The sequence below is a fragment of the Streptomyces sp. NPDC046876 genome, assembly GCF_040645035.1.
Taxonomy (GTDB): Bacteria; Actinomycetota; Actinomycetes; order Streptomycetales; family Streptomycetaceae; genus Streptomyces.
Genome location: NZ_JBEYXK010000061.1, coordinates 1 through 18,458, shown reverse-complemented (window position 1 = coordinate 18,458; position 18,458 = coordinate 1). Strand labels below are relative to the sequence as shown.

General features: G+C 73.7%; 12 protein-coding genes and 1 pseudogene. 6 read left to right on the top strand and 7 right to left on the bottom strand.

Annotation, left to right across the window (positions count from 1 at the left end; genetic code table 11):
- Window positions 1-108: 108 nt before the first annotated feature.
- Both ABZ924_RS26175 and ABZ924_RS26170 read right to left on the bottom strand, forming a co-directional pair.
- Entirely contained in the window at window positions 109-1,803 is a 1,695-nt protein-coding gene (locus ABZ924_RS26175; protein WP_361914474.1) for a class I adenylate-forming enzyme family protein, read from the bottom strand.
- A complete protein-coding gene (locus ABZ924_RS26170; RefSeq protein WP_361914471.1) occupies window positions 1,800-3,608 on the bottom strand; it encodes a CoA transferase in 1,809 nt (602 codons plus the stop codon). The genes ABZ924_RS26175 and ABZ924_RS26170 overlap by 4 nt, the downstream gene beginning before the upstream one ends.
- 473 nt (window positions 3,609-4,081) lie before the next feature.
- Between ABZ924_RS26170 and ABZ924_RS26165 the strand changes: the two genes are divergently transcribed.
- A complete protein-coding gene (locus ABZ924_RS26165) occupies window positions 4,082-4,900 on the top strand; it encodes an acyl-CoA dehydrogenase (protein WP_361914468.1) in 819 nt (272 codons plus the stop codon).
- A gap of 204 nt (window positions 4,901-5,104) precedes the next feature.
- Here ABZ924_RS26165 and ABZ924_RS26160 read toward each other — a convergent pair.
- A pseudogene (locus ABZ924_RS26160) lies at window positions 5,105-5,224 on the bottom strand (aldo/keto reductase); the annotation flags it as partial.
- Window positions 5,225-5,344: 120 nt separating this feature from the next.
- Between ABZ924_RS26160 and ABZ924_RS26155 the strand changes: the two are divergent.
- The 4 genes from ABZ924_RS26155 to ABZ924_RS26140 all read left to right on the top strand — a co-directional run bounded on the left by ABZ924_RS26155 (window position 5,345) and on the right by ABZ924_RS26140 (window position 12,117).
- Complete coding sequence (locus tag ABZ924_RS26155) at window positions 5,345-5,623, top strand: hypothetical protein (protein WP_361914465.1); 279 nt, start codon at window positions 5,345-5,347, stop codon at window positions 5,621-5,623.
- 267 nt (window positions 5,624-5,890) lie between these two features.
- A complete protein-coding gene (locus tag ABZ924_RS26150) occupies window positions 5,891-7,579 on the top strand; it encodes an SWIM zinc finger family protein (RefSeq protein WP_361914461.1) in 1,689 nt (562 codons plus the stop codon).
- Between the two features lie 578 nt (window positions 7,580-8,157).
- Window positions 8,158-10,824: a SpoIIE family protein phosphatase gene (locus ABZ924_RS26145; RefSeq protein WP_361914458.1), complete on the top strand. Its 2,667-nt coding sequence runs from the start codon at window positions 8,158-8,160 to the stop codon at window positions 10,822-10,824.
- Between the two features lie 147 nt (window positions 10,825-10,971).
- On the top strand, window positions 10,972-12,117 hold the full coding sequence (locus ABZ924_RS26140; RefSeq protein WP_361914455.1) for an extracellular solute-binding protein: 1,146 nt from the start codon (window positions 10,972-10,974) through the stop codon (window positions 12,115-12,117).
- Between the two features lie 218 nt (window positions 12,118-12,335).
- Here ABZ924_RS26140 and ABZ924_RS26135 read toward each other — a convergent pair whose 3' ends face one another.
- The 4 genes from ABZ924_RS26135 to ABZ924_RS26120 form a co-directional block, all read right to left on the bottom strand.
- Window positions 12,336-12,836 carry a hypothetical protein gene (locus tag ABZ924_RS26135; RefSeq protein WP_361914452.1) on the bottom strand — a complete coding sequence of 167 codons (501 nt, stop codon included), beginning with the start codon at window positions 12,834-12,836 and terminating at the stop codon, window positions 12,336-12,338.
- A 54-nt stretch (window positions 12,837-12,890) separates the two neighbouring features.
- A complete protein-coding gene (locus ABZ924_RS26130) occupies window positions 12,891-13,949 on the bottom strand; it encodes an SCO0930 family lipoprotein (protein ID WP_361914537.1) in 1,059 nt (352 codons plus the stop codon).
- A 155-nt stretch (window positions 13,950-14,104) separates the two neighbouring features.
- Window positions 14,105-15,553 carry an NADH-ubiquinone oxidoreductase-F iron-sulfur binding region domain-containing protein gene (locus tag ABZ924_RS26125; RefSeq protein ID WP_361914449.1) on the bottom strand — a complete coding sequence of 483 codons (1,449 nt, stop codon included), beginning with the start codon at window positions 15,551-15,553 and terminating at the stop codon, window positions 14,105-14,107.
- Window positions 15,550-16,698, bottom strand: coding sequence for a hypothetical protein (locus ABZ924_RS26120; protein ID WP_361914446.1), 1,149 nt, complete (start codon window positions 16,696-16,698; stop codon window positions 15,550-15,552). The genes ABZ924_RS26125 and ABZ924_RS26120 overlap by 4 nt, the downstream gene beginning before the upstream one ends.
- A 460-nt stretch (window positions 16,699-17,158) precedes the next feature.
- Here ABZ924_RS26120 and ABZ924_RS26115 point away from each other — a divergent pair.
- On the top strand, window positions 17,159-18,458 hold a 1,300-nt coding region (locus tag ABZ924_RS26115), incomplete at its 3' end, for a helix-turn-helix domain-containing protein (RefSeq protein ID WP_361914444.1).

Below are 18,458 nucleotides of genomic sequence, written 5' to 3'. Positions count from 1 at the left end.
CGACCGCGCCGGTCGCGCCGATCGCGGTCGAGACGCGGAGCAAGTCCCTTCGGTTCCTCACGTGCTCCTGGTCGGGGTGGGCGGGTGGTCGGGTCGACGCCTGGCCCGTCAGCCGGCCTGCGCGAGGGGGAGTCCGGGCCCGGCTGCCGGGCTGGACGGCCGGCTCTCGGTCAGCCGTCCACGGAGGGCGGCGCGGTCGGGCTTGCCGGCCGGGGTCAGGGGCAGCGCGTCGACGACGAGGAGGCGCTCGGGGTGCTTCTGCCGCTCCAGACCGCGCCCGGTCAGGTGGGCGCTGAGCCCGTCGAGGGTCGGGGCCTGCCCGCTGCGCGGAACCACGCAGGCCGCCAGGCGTTCACCCATCAGCGGGTCGGGCACGCCGACGCAGACGACGTCGCGGACCTGGGGGTGGGAGCTGAGCTCGCGCTCGACCTCGGCGGGGCTGATGTTGGCGCCGCCGCGGATGACGATGTCCTTGAGCCGGCCGACCACGTGCAGGACGCCGTCGGGGTCCAGGTAGCCGAGGTCACCGGTGCGGACCCAGCCGTCAGGCGTGCGATAGCGGGCGTCCAGATCGGGGGCGGCGACGTAGCACAGCGGGGTCATGGGTCCGCGCGAGATGATCTCCCCCACGGCCCCGTCCGGCAGCGCCGCGTGGGTGTCGGGGTCGGCGATGCGGATCTCCGCGACCCGCGGGTCGGGATGGCCGGCGACGACCCCTGTGCCGTCCGTCGGCGGGACGGTGTGGGCGAGCCCGGTGTGGCAGTTGACGCCGTCGGCAGAGCCGTAGAGGTTGACGACCGGGCAGCCGAACGCCTCGGCCGCGGCCTCCGCCGTGGTCTCGTCGAGGGGCGCGCCGCCGAGGACGAGGGCGGTGGGCGCCGGCAGCCGTTCGCCCGTCGCGTCGAGGCGTTCGAGCATCATGCGGATCATGGTCGGCACGCCCAGGACGTGGGTGGGCTCGTGATCGCGCAGGGCCGCGAGGGCGGCGTCGGGCGTGAACTGGTCGAGCAGGACCAGGGTTCCGCCGTGCCGCGCGAGGGTGACCGCGGTGCCGTTCGAGCCGAAGGCGGAGGCCAGCGGGACCAGGAACAGGCATCGGGGCGGGGTGCCGTCCGGGATGAGGGAGGCGAGGAAGTTCCCGCGGCCGCCGGCGAGCGCGTTGTGCGAGTAGGCGATCATCTTCGGCTCGGCCTCGGAACCGGAGGAGACCAGGATGCGGGCGGCGCTGTCCGGGTCGGGACGGGCGGGTACGAACGCCTGGGGGTCGGAGCGCATGAGCTCGGACCAGGCCACGGTTGCCTCCGGTGCGGTCCCGGGGCCCACGGCGACGACGTGGTGCAGGGCGGGCATGGACCGCGACAGCGCGTGGAGGTCGGCGGCGTGCCGGAAGTCCTTGTGTTCGACGGAGGCGATGACGGCGACGGCTTGCGCCCGGCGCAGCAGGCACTCGGCTTCCAGGACTCCGCGGCCGACGGGGAAGGGGAGGGCGACGGCGCCGAGGGCGGCCAGGGCCAGGTCGGCGATCACCGCGTTGCGGTTGTTGGGCAGTTGGACGCCGACCACGTCGCCCGGGCGTATGCCCAGGCCTCTGAGGCCGGCGGCCAGACATCGGACCTTGCGGTCCAGGGCGGTGTAGCAGAGCTTGCCCTTGGCGTCGAGGACGGCCGTGTGGTGCAGGTTCGCGATCTGGCGGGCCCGGAAGAGACTGTAGAGGTCGAGGTCCGGGCAGGTGCCGTCGACCACCCACGAGCGGCGGAGTTCGGCGGGCAGCAGGTCGGTCAGTACGAGCCTGTTGGCGGTCATGCGAAGCTCCAGGGGTCGGAAACGGCGGGGGCACCGTGCGCGTCGCGGCTGATCGAGCCGGCGAAGCGCGGGTCGTGGTGCAGGTCGGACAGGTCGGTCGTGACCGCGGTGGCGGTCAGGCCGTGCGAGCCCAGCCGGGCAAGGGCGTCGGAGGTGCTCAGGTCGCGTAGGTCCTGGGTGGCCGCGGCCGCGGCCGCGGCCGGGGCACTGTCGTCGGAGGGGGCGATCCAGCCGTCCGCGGTGGGCAGCGGGTGCCGGAAGCCGGCCGGGAGGCGTGGGTTCTCTCCGCGGGCCACGCGCGCCAGGGCGGGAGCGGTGAGGGTGTCGGCCGCGCCGAGCAGTGAGGAGTCCACTCGGACACCGCGACCGGTGCGCTCCCTCAGCAGCAGCCCGGCGAGGACTGCTTCGGCGCCGTGCAGGCCCCCGAGCACGTCGAGCAGGGTCATCAGGGACGGGGCCGGGACCTCGCCCTCGGGGCGTACGGCCTCGCCGACCCCGGTCCGGGCCTGGACCATGAAGTCGGTTCCCATGGGGGCGCCGCTGATCCGGTCGGCCCAGCCGCCGGTGTATGCGTACACGAGCGCGGGATTGACCCGTGCCAGGTCATCGGAGTCGAGGCCGAGCTCGGCGGCCTTGCCCGGCGCCCAGTTGTGCAGGAAGACGTCCGCCTCGCCGGTCATCTCCCGCAGTCTGCGCCTGTCGGCCTCGGACTTGATGTCGATCTCCACGGCCTTCTTGCCCCGGTTGAGGGCGAGCCAGCGCGCCGAGATTCCGGAGCAGGCCGGGGGCATGCCGCGCAGCGGGTCCCCGCCCGGCGGCTCGATCCTGATGACCTCGGCACCCAACAGCCCCAGCAGGTGCGCGGCGAGTGGAGCCTGGATACGACGGCCCGCCTCCAGCACCGTCAGACCGGCCAGCGGCAGCGCCGCGGCGGGGGGCGCCGGGTTGCCCGAGGCTGCCCAGGATGACGGGTGGGGGCGGTCGGCCCCGAACGGCCGGAGGGACCACGGCGGCGCGCCGTCGGCTTCGGCGTGCCGTTCGGCGAGGGTGTGCAGGACGCACACCTCGGCTCCCGAGAGGGCTGCGGCCTGCCGGATCCGGGCGAGGGGATGCGTACGGGTGACGGTGTGGAGGGCCTGAGGGAACGGTGCGCAGGCGGTGGCGTACCGGAACTGGAAGGGCCGCCAGCCCGCCCGCATCGCATCGGCGGGCGCCTCCAGGGCCCGCCAGAACGCGGCCCAGGCACCCGGGTCGAGAGTCTCCAGCTCGAAGAGCACTCCTTCGGCGGAGGTGAAGGGCGGTCCCCCGGGAGCGAGTTCCGCGGCCTCTCCCTCGTCCGCCCCGGCGGCAGCCAGATACTGCGACACCGCGAGCAGCCCGGCGCGGTCCGCGCCGGTGGTGACGTGTGCGGCGGCCATGCCGCGGGACTGGCCGACCAGTCCGGCGAGCAGCCCCTGCACGGCCAGGACGCCGGTGGCCGTCGCCGCGTAGTCAGCGGCGAGTCCGCGCGGGCTGCCGTCGCGCCGACCGTGGACGGCCATCATGCCGGTGGCAGCCTGGACCGTGGACTCGTCGACGAGACCGGCTCCGGGATCGCCCCAGGTAACGGTCGCGTGCGCGGTTTCGTACCCACCACCGGTGAGCGTGATCCGACCGGGCACTACCTGCTGCCCGGCGGCTTCATCCTGCGCGCCGAGCAGCCGAAGGTGCTGTGCGACGACGCTCGTGATCTGCGGGGGGCCCGAGATGCCGAGGCGCAGTGAGTCGAGTGGCCGGACCGTCTGCGAGATTGCCGGTGACGCCATGCCTGTCCTCTCCCGGCGCGGCGGTGGCCGTCGCCCAGGTCGTGCGGAAAACGCGGAACGCGGGAACTCGGGAGCATCCGCGCCCGACCAGTTCCACGAACAGGCAGTCGGACAGACGTTCCCGTGAGTTCCCGGGAACCGGGAGGAAGACGGTGACGGATTCACGCACGACGAACGGCGCTGTTCCCCAACTCGATGGGGCGTGACGGAGTTGAGGGGGCGGGTCGAGCACTTCATCCGTACCCGGGTGATCCCGCAGGAGCCGGTCCTCGACGCGGGCGGGCCGGCCGCCATATTGGCCGTGCGGAACTACAGGCCCCTGCCCGGGCGGAGGGACTGTGGGCGCTGCCGCTGCCGGCGGAACTGGGCGGCGGAGGGCTTTCGTTCTCCGCGTACGCGCAGCTCGCGGAGGCCGAAGGCGCCAGCGACCACGGCCCGGCCGCCTTGGGCTCCCTCCCTCTGCTCGACGTCACATGCTGGCCCGGCATGCCGAAAGCCGGGTCCGGGAGACGTACCTGGAGCCGCTGGTGGCCGGCCGGATCCGTATCTGCTACGCGATGGCCGAAGCCGACGTACCCGGAACCGACCCCTTCCTCACCCGCACCCGGGCCGACCGCGAAGCGGACGGCAGCTGGCGGATCACCGGCCGCAAATGGTTCACCTCCGGGGCCGCGAGCGCCGACCTCGTGACCGTGTTGGCCCGTACCGGCGGTGCACCGGGCAACCGTGAGGGCCTCTCCCTGATCCTTGTCCCCACCGACTCCCCCGGCTTCCGGATCGTCCGCGAGCTTCCCGTCCTCGGGGCGGCGGGCCAATACGAGATCGAACTCGGCGGCGTCAACGTGCCCGGCGACCATCTGATCGGCGAAGAGGGCGAGGTGCTCACCCTCGGCCGGACCCTGCGCTCCCTGCGCTGGCTCGGCCAGGCCCAGCGCGCCTTCGACCTCATGTGCGAGCGGGCCGCCACGCGCAGCGGCTCCCGCGGGCCGCTCGCCGACCACCAGCTCGTCCAGCAGCACGTCTTCGACGCCCTGCTCGCGCTGCGGACCACCCGACCCCTGGTCCCCGAGGCGGTGGCGCTACCGGCGTGGGCAGGGCGTCGCCTGCGGGAACGGCTTCGGCGACGGGCAGCAGCGCGTGGTCGCGCCAGCCGGCCAGGTGCACGACGGTGTCGCCGGGCTTCAGCGGCCCGTCCTCCGGCGTGGCGACCACCTCGCCGACGGCCGGGCCGAAAGGGGCGTCCCCGGCGGCCAGGGTGGGCAGCGGAAGGCCTTTCGTCCGGCCGTCGATGAGCGTTCGCAGGCCGGGGAAGACCAGGAAGTGCCGGTTGCGCACCAGTGACGACGGCCGGTCGGACACGGCCCCGCGCAGGCCGTCCAGGTGGAACAGACGGCCGGCGAGGGCGATCAGGGATGCGTCGAGGCCGGCCGCCGCGGCCCCGGCACGAGTCTGACCGTCCTGCACGCGCTGGAGCCCGCGTCTGCCGTGACCGCCGGTCAGCGGCCGACCCGCCGTCGTGCTGTCGTGTCGTGCAGGCCCGGCGGCACGTACCCCGCGTCCCGTGCCGAGAGGGTGGTACCCGGGGGGACGATCTTGTCGATCTCGTCCAGCACGTCCGACGGCAGCGGCCTGTCCACCGCCCCGAGTTCGCCTACAACGAGTACGGCGAACTGCACGAGACCGACGGCGGCCCGCTGCCGGCGGGCCGGCGGACGGTCGCACTCTCGGCCACTGCAGTGGCGGATCTGCGCTCGGAGTTCCGCATCCTGATCGACGGTGTGGAGACCGGGCGCTCGAACAGCGTGCACCAGCTCATCGGCATGGCGCCTCTGCAGGGCATCAGCGTGGACGTGGACCGCAAGTCCCCGGTCTTCTGGCCGGTCTACGAACGCCACCGCAGCTTCCGCTACACCGGCCGCCTGCGCTCGGTGACCTATAGCCCCGGCACGCAGGCGCCGTACGACCCAGCGGTCGTCACCCGCGCACTGAAGGAGGCAGCCGCCGCCTACGAATGACGACGACGCCTTGGGCGGGGGCAGCAGGGCGACCACCGCCGGCCGGCCCTGGGGCTACGGGTGGTCGGCCACGTACGCGTGGCCGACGCGTCGCACGCCTTTGCGGCGCAACCGGGCGGATACCCGAGATGAGGGCATGACGCGTGTGAACCGTACCGCGCCGCCCTGGAGTGGGGCGCAGGCTTCACCGTGACCCGGCCTGTCCGAGGGCCTGAACTCTGCGCAAAGCACGGTGATGAGGGTTTCCCGTCCGATTGAATGAATGCCGTGACACATGCTCTGGGTTTCACCGAGAAAGACCTGCACCAACTGGCAGGGGCACGCTCCTTCGAGCGGGGGCTCGGCTATCTGTCGGCAGTCTCACGGCTGGAGATCGGAGACGAAGCGATCTCCGCCACCGTCGACGGAACCGACGCCTACGAGGTGCAGCTGACCGAGGACGAGGACAGCGGGCTCACCGGCTGGTGCGACTGCCCGTACGGCCAGGACGGCAACTTCTGCAAGCACTGCGTGGCGGTCGGCCTGACCGTCCTGAGGCAGGCCGGGTCCGTACCGCAACTGCGGTCGGCCGCCGCCTCGCGGACCCGGTTGCTCAACGCCTGGCTGGAGTCCCGCACTCGGGAGGAGCTCCTTGCCCTGGTACGGGAGCAACTCGTCGGCGACCGTGACCTGCAGCGCCGCCTGGAGTTGCGTGCGGCCACCGCCGGCGAGGACACCGGCATCGTCCGGGAGCGCATTCTGAGCCTTCTCGACACCCGCGCATTCGCCCGCTACGGGTACGTCGAGTACGCCGACGCCCACGCTTACGGCCAGCAGGCGGCAGAGGCCGTCACCGCACTCCGAGCACTGACGGTGAGCGGCCGGTCCGCGGACGCGATGGAGGTAGCCCGCGAGGCTCTCCAGGCTCTGGGCCGCACGTACGGCGAGATCGACGACTCGGACGGCCTCATCGGGGAGGTCGCCAGGGGGCTGGCCGAAGCTCATCTGGAGGCTTGCCGCGCTGCCCGACCCGACCCGGTGGAGACCGCCGAATGGCTTGTGCGGTGCCTGCTGGACGAGGTGAACGACGCTGCCGACATCGATCTCTTCGACTATCGGGAGGTGCTCGGTGACGCCGGCCTGGCCCAGGCCCGCACCCTGGTGGTGGCCGCCTGGCGGGCCAACCCGAAGGGCTGGGCGGAGAAGCACCTCATGGAGCGGCTCCTGAAAGCCGACGGCGAAAGCGTGGACGCGCTGGTGGAGGTCCACGCGGCGGACCTCGCCGCGAACGGCCACACACACCTGGTGATCGCCAGGGAGCTCGAAGCGGCGGGCCGTACGGGCGAGGCCCTGGAGTGGGCGGAACGCGGCCTTCAGGAGACCGTCTCGGAATGGGGGCCCGACGACGATCTGGTCGCCTTCCTCTGCGAGCGCTATGAACGGGCCGACCGCCTGGCCGACGTGGTCGCGGTCCGCCGGAACCTGCTCCGCGCCCGTCCATCGCTGGCCGCCTACCGGCATCTGCGTACGGCGGCCCGCGCTGCCGGAACCTGGGAGGGCTCCGAACGCGCGGACGCGCTGCAGGTACTGCGGGCTGTCGCCCAACCCGAGAATGGCCGCGGGTACAACGCCTCCGCGTGGGTCGACGCACTCATGGACGACAACGACCTCCAGGCTGCCTGGCAGGCGGCCACCGACGGCTACGCCGACCAACGGCAGTGGCTCGCCCTGGCCGACCGGATCCGCGATCCGCAACCGGCCGACGCCCTGTCCGTCTACCTCCGCTGGATCGAGCCGCTGCGCAAGCAGACCGGCGCCACCACGTACGAACGCCTCGCGGAGCTGCTGCTCAGTGCCCGCGCCTGTCATCGCGCTCTGGGTTCCGAAGCCGAGTTCGCCACCTACCTGGCCGCCCTGCGCACCGACCAGAAGCGCAAGCGGAAGTTGATTGCCACTCTCGACGAGCACGGTCTCTGACGCCGCAACCACGGGCCCGCCGCCTGCCTGGGCCACGGCCGCAGCCGACCAGGACCCTCTCCGTCGGGGCCAAAGGTCTGCCAAGACAGAGGCAGTCGGCGGCCGTCGTCCAACGAGAAACGGCTCTGGTCATCGGCGGCCGGCTCCCGCGGCGACTCGGAGATCGTTGACGGGACAGCCCTTGGGCGAGTAGATCCGAGGTCTTGATCGATGGCCGTAGGCGATCAGTGGTCGGCGGTCCTCATCGGCGGCTTCGCGGTCGAGCGGGCCGAGACGGACCCGGGGAGCGGTGCCCTGACGCTCTCCGGGAAGGCTGCCGGCCTGCGACACGGTGGGCGCCGTGGTCGTGAGGTGGGGCCGGTGAGTGGCTGTCCGCTGCCGACGGCCCGGGGAAGTCAGAAAATGGACGGGTGAGCAACTACCTCGGACTCCTCCGGCGCCGGCTGCTCGATTCGGCCATGGGTTCGTCCGCTCCCCATGGGCCCCGCGGCTCGGGACACCGCGGGGAGCGTCGGGAGCAGGCCCGGCCCCCCGGGGGAGGGGCGCGGCGGCCGCAGCGTCTGTCCTCCCTGCTGAGCGTGCGCAGCGTGGCCGGCGAGGTCTTCCTCCTGCAGCTGGCCGTCGTGGTCCTCCTCGTGGCCGCGGCGGTCGTGGTGCTCGTGGTGCAGGGCCGCAGCGCCGCCATGCTGGACGCCCGGCACCGTACGCTCGCCGCTGCCGGAACGTTCGCGGAGTCTCCGGGCATCGTCGCCGCCCTGCGCAGCCCCCATCCCAGCGCTCTGCTCCAGCCGAGCGCCGAGGCGGCCCGGAAGATCGCCGGGGTCGACGGCATCAACGTGTACACGCTCGACGGGGTCACCGTCACCCACAGCGACAAGCGGCAGATCGGGAAGCACGTCGTCGGGCCCTTCTCGAAGGCGGCGGCCGGCAAGTCCTTCACCGAGGAGTTCAAGGGGTCCCTGGGGGAGGCCGTGGTCTCGGTGGTGCCCGTCAAGGACGCCGGCGGCCGCGTCATCGCCGTCGTCTCCTCCCCGGTCACGGTCCAGAACGTCCAGGGCATGGTGAACAGGCAGCTGCCGGTCGTCCTCGGGACCGCGGCCGCGGTGCTCGCCCTGTCCGCAGGCGGTACCGCTCTGGTGAGCCGTCGGCTGCTGCGTCGGACGCACGGTCTGGGGCCGGCCGAGATGACGAGGATGTACGAGCATCACGACGCGGTCCTGCACGCGGTGCGGGAGGGTGTGCTGATCGTCGGCGACGGCGGACGGCTGCTGCTGGCCAATGACGAAGCGCGTCGGCTGCTGGACCTGCCGGCGTCCGCGGAGGGGCTCCCCGTCACGGACCTCGGTCTCGAGGAGGGGATCGCCGCGCGGATCGCATCGGGCCGTTCGGCGACCGACGAGGTGCACATGGCAGCCGACCGGCTCCTGGCGGTGAACATCCGGCCCACCGCCCCTTACGGACCGGACGGGACCGTCGTCACCCTGCGGGACACCACCGAGCTGCGGGCGCTGTCCGGCAGGGCCGAGGTGGCCCGCGAGCGGCTGCAGTTGCTCTACGACGCGGGGGTGCGGGTGGGTACGACGCTGGACGTGGCGCGTACTGCGGAGGAACTGGCGGAGGTGGCGGTCCCGCGGTTCGCCGACGTCGTCACGGTCGACCTGCTGGACCCGGTGCTGCGCGGCGAGGAGCCGCCCGAAATGAACACCGAGATGCGCCGCGCCGCCGCCGTCGGCCTTCAGGGCGACCACCCGCTCTACCCCGTCGGCAAACTCATCCGGTTCGTTCCCGCCAGCCCCATGGCCGCCGGCCTGGTCGGCGGCCATGCGGTCCTGGAGGCGGACCTGCGCGCCACCCAAGGCTGGCGGAGCCAGGACCCGGCCAACGCCCTGCGGATCCTGGACCGGGGCATCCACTCCATGATCGCCGTGCCCCTGCGGGCCCGGGGGGTCGTGCTGGGGATGGCCGGCTACTGGCGCGTGCAGGACTCCCCGCCGTTCGACCAGGAGGACGCGTCCTTCGCCGAGGAGCTGACCGCTCGGGCGGCGGTGGCCGTCGACAATGCCCGCCGCTACACCCGCGAGCACACCGTGGCCGACGCCCTGCAGCGCAGCCTGCTGCCCCAGGGCGTACCGGAGCAGTCCGCCGTCGAGGTCGCGCACCGCTATCTGCCCGCCCAGGCCGGTGTGGGCGGTGACTGGTTCGACGTCATCCCGCTGCCCGGCGCCCGGGTGGCGCTGGTGGTCGGCGACGTCGTGGGCCACGGTCTGCACGCCGCCGCCACCATGGGCCGCCTGCGGACCGCCGTGTACAACTTCTCCACCCTCGACCTGCCTCCGGACGAGCTGCTGAGCCACCTGGACGAGCTGGTCGCCCACATCGACGCCGACGAGCAGGCGTGGCAGGGGGTCACCGGAGCCACCTGCCTGTGCGCGATCTACGACCCCGTCTCCGGGCAGGTGACGGCCGCCACGGCCGGTCATCCGGGCCCTGCTCTGGTCGACCCCGACGGCATCGTGTCCTTCCCCGCCGTGCCGGTCTCCCCGCCACTGGGTCTGGGCGCCGGCCTGCCGATGGAGACCGCGGAGCTGAGCCTGCCCGAGGGCTCCCTGCTGGCGCTCTTCACCGACGGGCTGATCGAGGGCCGCGACCGCGATCCGGACGCGGGTCTGGCAGCGCTGCGCGCCGCCCTGACCGGGCCCGCCCGCAGCCCCGAGGAAACCTGCGCCGCGGTGATCGACGCCCTGCTGCCCGCCAGGCCCAGCGACGACGTCGCGCTGCTGGTGGCCCGCACCCGCCGGCTGGACCGCGCGCGGATCGCCGAGTGGGACGTGCCCCCCGACCCCGCGGCGGTGTCGCGCGTGCGCAACGCCTGCGCCCGCAAGCTGGCGGACTGGGGCCTGGAGGACATCGCGTTCACCTCGGAGCTCATCCTCAGCGAGCTGATCACCAACGCCATCCGCTACGGGACCGAGCCCATCCGGGTGAGGCTGCTGTACGACCGCAGCCTGATCTGCGAGGTCGCCGACGGGTCCAGCACCTCCCCGCACCTGCGCCGGGCGGCGGTCACCGACGAGGGCGGCCGCGGCCTGTTCCTCGTCGCGCAGTTCGCCCAGCGCTGGGGCACCCGGTACCCCCCTCGCGGGAAGATCATCTGGAGTGAGCAGGCGCTCCACGACGGCGCCGCACCGCCCGTGGCGGTTCCGGGCGAGGCACTCTTGGCCGGGTGGGACGACGAGCCGCTCTGAGACTCCGAGAACGCGCCGGCGGCGCTGCGGCAGCTGCTGCACCTGCGGGCAGGGCTGCGTACGCCACCGGCCGGTACGCCTGCCGAGGCCGCTGAACGTACGTACGCTGGTCTCGACCGGTACACGACCGCCCGCCATGGAGCCTTCGTGCCTGCACCTCGCCTGCGGACAGCTGTCGTGGCCCTCTGCCTGGCCCTCGCGGCGGCCCCCCTCGGCGCCTGCGGGAGCAGGCCGACCGCCGCGCCCAGAGCACCGGCGGTGGCCACCTCCGCCGCGGACGCCGGCGGTATGGCAGCCCTGACCGCAGCGGCGAAGAAGGAAGGATCGCTGAACACGATCGCGCTCCCGCGCGACTGGGCCAATTACGGCGCACTGATCGACGGCTTCGAGAAGAAGTACGGGATCAAGGTCACGGTGGAGACCCCGGAAGGCACCAGCCAGGACGAGATCGACGCCCTGAAGGAGCACAGGGGCGCAGGCAGCGCCCCCGACGTGATCGACGTGGGGGACTCGTTCGCCCGGGCCGCGGCCCGGCAGGGCCTGCTCGCTCCGTACGAGGTCGCGGCGTACGACTCGATTCCCGAGGACCAGAAAGACGCGCGGGCCCGCTGGTACAACAACTACGGCGGCTACGTCTCGATCGGCTGTGACGCCAAGCGCGTCACCACCTGCCCCGCGACCTTCGCCGATCTGCGCAAGCCCGAGTACAAGGGCAAGGTCGCGCTCAACGGCGACCCGACCAAGTCCGGCTCCGCCTTCGCCGGCGTGTACGCGGCGGCCCTGGCGAACGGGGGATCCTTCGACGACATCCAGCCCGGCATCGACTTCTTCGCCGAGCTCCGCAAGAACGGCAACTTCATCCCGGTCGAATCCACCCCCTCCACGATCGAGGAAGGCCGGACCCCGATCAGCATCGACTGGGACTTCCTCAACCTCGGGTACGCCGACGAATTCCGCAAGAAGGGCGCGGACGTCGACTGGCGCACGGCCATCCCCTTCGACGGCAGCTTCGCCCAGTACTACGCCAACGGGGTGAACAAGAACGCCCCCCACCCCGCGGCGGCACGCCTGTGGCAGGAGTACGTCTTCAGCCCGGAGGGCCAGAACATCCGGCTCGGTGCCTACGCACGCCCCGTGCTCATGGACGCCATGGCGAAGGACGGCACCCTCGACCGGGCGGCCGCGGAGAACCTGCCCACGGTCGAGGGCACACCGACGTTCCCGACGGAGGCACAGCTGGAAAAGGCGAGGGAGACCGTCAACCGGAACTGGGCCCGGGCCGTCCCGGGCTGAGGCCGCACCACCGGCGGGGCAACACCTCAGGCGTCCCACGGCTGCAGCAGTTCGCGCAGGGCGTCGCGGGCCCGGCGGCCGGTCCGGCCCGCCGGGTCGCCGAGCCGCTCGTGGTCGAGGACGACGACGGAGGTCGGCGTCACCGCCGTGGCGGGTGTGCCGTGCGCGACCGGCCCGAGGAGGTGGCGACCTCCTCCGGCCAGCCGGGGAAGCGGGCGTCAGTGGGCGGGGTGCGCGGAGGGGTCCTGGGCTGCGGGGGTCTGGTCGCTGTGGCCGGTGTGGCCCGGGGAGCCGTGGTCGGTGCCGGATTCGAGGGTGCCGCCGAGGCGGGTGTGGGCCGGGGCCAGGGCTTCGGCGGTGGCGGCCGTGATCACCCAGGTGGGGCCCACGAGGTAGGTGCCGCCGTACATCCGGGCCTCCGTCAGCCAGGCCGCGCGACCGGCCTCGGTGGTGAAGGTGGCCATGCGGTACGACTCCGGGCCCGTCCCGCACGCCCCCTCCCGCACCTCGTCCGCGTCGACGGTGACCTCGGGGGTGCAGCCGAGGGCTGCGGCGATCTCCTCGAGCGGGGCGGGGCGGGCCGCCGCCCCGGCCGGGGACGCAGCCGGGGCGGGGCCGTGCGGGGCGGCCGCGCCGTGGCCGGCGCAGCCGCCGGCCAGGAGCAGCACGGGCAGTACGGCACCGGCGGCGAGGTGGCGGGAGGTGGGGAGCACGGGCACGGCTGCCTCACAGGGGTGAAGTGGGTCGGATGGCGAGGGGCGCGGCTGCCGGGGTCAGCCCGCCGTCGGGGGGACCTTCTTGCCGGTGTCGGTGACGGCGAACCACAGGCCCTGCTTGTTGTGGCCGTTGGTCTGGCCGGGCTCGGTGTCGCCGGTGAAGGTGTAGACGGGCCAGCAGTCGATCGTCAGCTGCTCGCTGCCGTCGGGCCGCTTCACCGAGCCGATCAGTTCCGGCTTGATTCCCGTCACCTTCGTCTTGTCGATCGCGGCCGCGGGCTTCCAGGTGTCCAGGCAGGCGCCGAGGCAGCCCAATTTCATGGGCCATGCGCTGTCCTTGTCGAAGCGGTAGAGGGTGCGCCACTGGCCGTCGACGAGGATTTTTCCGAGTTTCTCGTCGGACGCCACGGACAGCTCGGCGCCGGCCTTCATGTCCTGGCCGCCCATTCCCATTCCCGTTCCCATTCCGGCGTGGCCGCCCCCCTTCTGTTTCTGGTCGACGGCCTTCTTGCCGTCCGGGGCGAGGGCGTGCCAGGTGCCGCCCACGCCTTCGCCCTTCGCCTCCCCCGCCGTGAGGTCCTTGGCGTACCGGTACACGGGCCAGCCGCCCAGCGTCAGCTGCTTGCTGCCGTCGGAGCGGGTGACCGCGCCGAGGAGGCCCGCCTCGATGCCGGCGGAGGCCGACGCGTCGTCGGCGGGCACCGGCGGCCAGGCGGTGGCGCAGTCGCCCTCGCAACTCGACTTGGGGGGCTGGGCGGTGTCCTTGTCGAAGCGGTAGAGGGTGGATCCGCCGCTGTCGGTGACGACGCTGCCCACGCCCGCTATCTCCCGCACGGCCAGCCGGCCCGCGGCCGCGGCCTTGCCGGAGCCCGCCGAGGGGTCGGCGCCCGAGCCGGAGCCGGCGCCGGTGCCGCTGAGGTCGCCGGGGTTGCCCCCGTAGCCGCCGGCCCCGTAACCCGATCCCGAACCCGACCCGTATGCGTCCGAGAGGGCCTTTCCGGCGCCCGCCGGCTGTACGGCGTTCCCGTTGCGGGAGGCGGCGTCGTCACCGCCGCTGCAGCCGGCCGCCAGCAGCAGAACGGCGGCCACCGATCCGGCAGTTGTCACGCGGCGCATCTTGTTCACGGTCACTCCTTCGGGCTGATCCCGGGGGTTTTCGCTTGCAGGTTTATTCATAAACCCTGCGGGGGTCACGGAATTGAAAGGGAGGCGGATTTATCAAATGACGCTAACCCTTGAACTCCGGTCGTCGGCCGGCGATTACCGCGGGCTCATTCCTGGATGCGCAGCGCGAGTGCCGGACAGCGGCGGATCGCGCGCAGCGCCTTGGGACGCAGCCGTCCGGGTACGGGCATGACGGCCTGGGCGGGGTAGCCGTCGGCGTCGAGCCGGACGACGTCCGGGAGCAGGTCCACGCACAGCCCGTGGCCCTTGCACAGCGTCCAGTCCACGACGAGCCGTTCGGGGTTCTCGTCCTCGGGCAGCGGCAGCGCCCCGAGCACGCGGCGTCCGCAGCCGCTGCCGAGGGCGTGGTCGCGCAGCTCGTCGGGGAAGACGGCGAGCGCGGAGGCGACGAACGACGACGTGCCGTCGGGATGGCTGCACGCGCCGCGGCCGCGCACCGCACGCATGCGTGCGTCGACGGCTTCCCAGGCGGCCCGCCCTCCCCCGCCGACCAGGTCCTCCACGGCGGAGGCCAGCGAGGGCAGCCCCCTGACGCAGGGGCCGCACTGGCCGGCGGATTCGTCCGCCATCCAGCGGGCCACCCGGGCCACTTCGCCGGCCGGGCAGGTGTCCTCCGGCAGGGGGAGCACCGCTCCGGCGCCGAGGACCGCGTTGACGGTGGCCAGGGACTGCCGGGAGAGGGTCACCGTGCGCGCCGCGGCCGCGGTGAGCCAGCGGCCGTGGTAGCCGCCCACGAGGACGCCCTGGCCGGGGCCGGATCCGCACAGCTCCAGGACGTACTCCAGTGAGGTCCCGGTCGGCACCTCCACGACGGTCGAGCCGCCGACCGTGAGCAGGACGGTGCCCGGCTCGGTCGCGAGGCCGGCCGTGCAGTAGCCGGCCGTGCCCATGCGGGCCGCGATGGCGAGCTGGGCGTAGGTCTCGGTGTTGGACAGCAGGGTCGGCACGCCGCCGAGCCCCCGGTCGCTGGTGCGCACCTTCTGGCCGGAGGGGAGCGCGGGCCCGCCCTCGATGCCGTTGATGAGGGAGGTGCCCTCGCCGGTGACGAACCGCTCGGGGAGCAGGGCGACGCGGACCCGGTCGGCGTCCGCGCCGCGTTCGGCGATGGCGGCGCGTACGGACTGCTCCACGTCGTCCCGGGTCACGCCGAGGACGACCTGCTCGGCGCCGACCGCGGAGGCGGCCAGCAGGGCCCCGTCGAGGACGAGGTGCGGGGCGTGCAGCAGGACCGCGGTGTCCTTCAGGCAACTGGGCTCGCCCTCGCTGCCGTTGACCACGACGGCGGTCCGCCCGTCGCGCGCGCGGGCGGACCGCATGACGGCCTTGAGCTTGCGGGCGAAGGGGAAGCCCGCTCCGCCCCGGCCGCGCAGGTCGATGCCCTCGGCGAGGGCGACCAGGTCGTCCGGCCGGTACGGGGGCACCTCCCCGTGCACGGTCAGATGGTCGACCCGGTCCAGGCGCGGGAGGACGTCGAGCCCGGCCAGCACCCGGGGCTGGCCCACGCAGCCGAGGGCCGGGTTGGTCACACCGGTCACTGCCGCCCCCGCGCCCCGCCCAGCGGCCGGCTGCCGGGCCGTTCGGTGGACATGTCGAGCCGGCTGGTGACGAAGGCGGATCCGGCGCCGTACGGCGGGCGCTCGGGCACGGGCGTCAGCACCGGCCGCGGCGGAGCCGCCGCCCGCGCGCTCGCCGCGGTCGCGCGGCCGGCGGCGGCGGACGCGCCGACCGGGTCGCCGACCGGGCCGGCGGGCGGGCCGGCCTGGCGCCTTCCGGTGCCGGCGGACGCGGTGGCCGCTCCGGTCTGCCGGGCCAGCCGGGCGGTCAGCCGCTCGGCGGCCCACTCCGCGGGCCGCCGGACGAACCGGCCCCCCGACCGCGGCCGCGCGGCCTGCCCGGCCGCCCGCGGCGGGGACGGCTGCTGCGCGGCGGGGAGGGCGGCCTCGGCGCGCAGCCTGGCCCGCAGGCGGACGACGAGGACGGCCGCGACCCCGGCCAGGCACAGGGCGTACGCGACGGTCACCCAACCGCTGGCCGAACGGCCGGACTTGAGGCCGTGCACCAGGGACGCCCCCCAGGCCGGGTACGCGCCCACGTGCAGGGCGCGCCACCACAGGGAGCGCCCCTTGGTGGCGAACGCGCTGCGGACCGCGCCCGACACCGCGACGGAGACGAAGAAGTAGCCGGCCAGGCTGCCGAGGCCGATCAGTACGGGCTGGTTGCGGTCGGTGAAGGGGATGAGGACGGAGAGGACGTCGGTGTGCGACTCGGCGATCTTGATCCAGATGTGCAGGGCGAGGAAGCCGAGCCCGGCGACCGCGAGCCCCCGGTGCACGCCCTGGGCGACGAGCCGGTGGCCGGAGGTGAGCAGGACCCGGTCGGTGGCCGCGAGGCCCCACAGGACCGCGGAGGTGAGGGAGACGAGCGAGAGGACGCCCGCGCCGAAGTCGAGGAAGTCCCACAGGTGGGTCAGGGCGCCCACCCGGGCCGCGACCCCGAGGGCGAGCAGGGCGGCGAGGGCGGCGACAACCAGGGCCGCCGGGTGCAGGCCCCCGGCGGGGGACAGCAGCGGCGGCCTGCGCACGGCCCGCCGGCCGGCAGCCGCGGCCGCGGCCACGCCGGCGTGGCGTCTGGTGCGGCGGGCCCGGTGAGAGCGGGAAGCACGGGTCTGGGACAGGGGCATCGGGTTCTCCCATACGCCCGGGCCCGAGGCACTCCACCGCGCTCTCGGCGCCCGGGGTGTCGACGGAACTGCTCCGCGGCGGGCGGGAGATGGGTGCCTCGCCGACCGGGAGCGGGGGCCGGAGTGCAGAAGCATCGTGGAGCTTCGCAACGCCTCCACAGGATTTATCGAATCGTGACAAGTTCTCGTGTGCATGGCATCGTCACACCGAACGTCCGCGGAAGATTCCCTTCCAACGGTGCGGTGGCGACCGGGGGTGACGCCTTGTCCGCCGCCACACCTCCCCGTCGGCAAAATCGAGGCAAAGCCGCGGGACCGCAAGTGGTCGACACTCTCCTGGAGGGTGTACGAGGTGCCCAACTCCCCCGTCGGCACTGGCGCCAAAGGGAAAAAGGGGGGCGGCTCGACAGGCCTGTTCCCCTCACGGGGCAGGCCGTACCCCGGCATGAACGAGGTAACAATGTGCGAACTGCTGAACCGTATCTGGGCCCGCCCCCGCGGCGAATGGACCCGGGTCGTGCGCAGGGAACTGCCCGCGCTGGCCGCAGGGATGGTGGAGGAGCTGAGGGACGGGATCCCCGGCTTCGCCGCCCTGGCCGATGAGCTCGACGACGAGGTCGTCAGACAGCGGGTCGAGGCAGCCCTGCTGACGGCACTCGGATACCGGGAGCCGGCACCGCGCCTTCAGGACCGGCGGGCCGGCAGCCGTGACGACGACGCCGAGGACGACGGCCCCGAGCAGGGTGGCGCCCTCGGCCTCGGGATCGACCTCGCCGCGGACGCCGACGAGGACGGGCGCGGCGACGAGCGCGACGACGGGCACGGGGAAGGAGGGGAAGGAGATCCGGACGCGGACGACGACGCGCTCGCGGCCGAGGAGTTGAGCGCCCTGGTGGCGCGCTCCGGCCGGATCCCCATACCCATACCCCGCCAGGCCTCGCACCGCAGGCGCGCCGCGCCGCCGCTGACGGTGGTCCCGTCCGACGGGCCGGGCAGCGCGTCCGAGCGGGCCCGGCGGGAGCTCTTCTCCGCCCTGACATGTGACATGCCCATGGCTGAAATCGCCCTCTCGGAGCTGGCCCGGGCGGCCGGCTGGCCGCTGCCCGCCGAGGTGCGCGCCATCGCCCTGGCCACCCCCGGCGAGACCCAGCAGCTCGCGGCCGTCCTGGACGACGGACTCGCCGGCATGGTCGGCGGTCAGCCCTGCCTGCTGGTCCCGAGCCCGGACACCCCGGACACCCGTACTTCACTGGAGGCCCTGCTGCGCGGCCGGTTCGCCGCCGTGGGCCACCCCGTCGCCCCCGGCGAGACCGCCCACTCCCTGCGCTGGGCCCTGCGGCTGCTGGCCCTGACCCCGAACCGCCCGGGCCTCGACGGGCGCCCCCTCTTCGTCGACGACCACCTCTCCACCCTCCTCCTGCTCCAGGACGAGCCCCTCGCCCACGCACTGGCCGCCCGCTGGCTGCGACCCCTGGCAAACCTGACGCCGCGCCAGAGCGAGCGGCTCGAGGTGACCCTGCTGGCCTGGCTGGAGGGCGGCGGCGCCCCCGAGGCCGCCAAGGCGCTCAGCGTGCACCCGCAGACCGTGCGCTACCGCATGCGGCAGCTCGAGAAGCTCTTCGGCCCCGGCCTGCGCGACCCCCGCACGCGCTTCGAGCTCGAAATGGCCCTGCGCAGCCGCCGCCTCATGGCGCAGGTCCGGCGCCAGTACGCCCGGGTCGGCCGCAAGGCGCGCGTCGCCGCGACCGACTTCCGCCCCC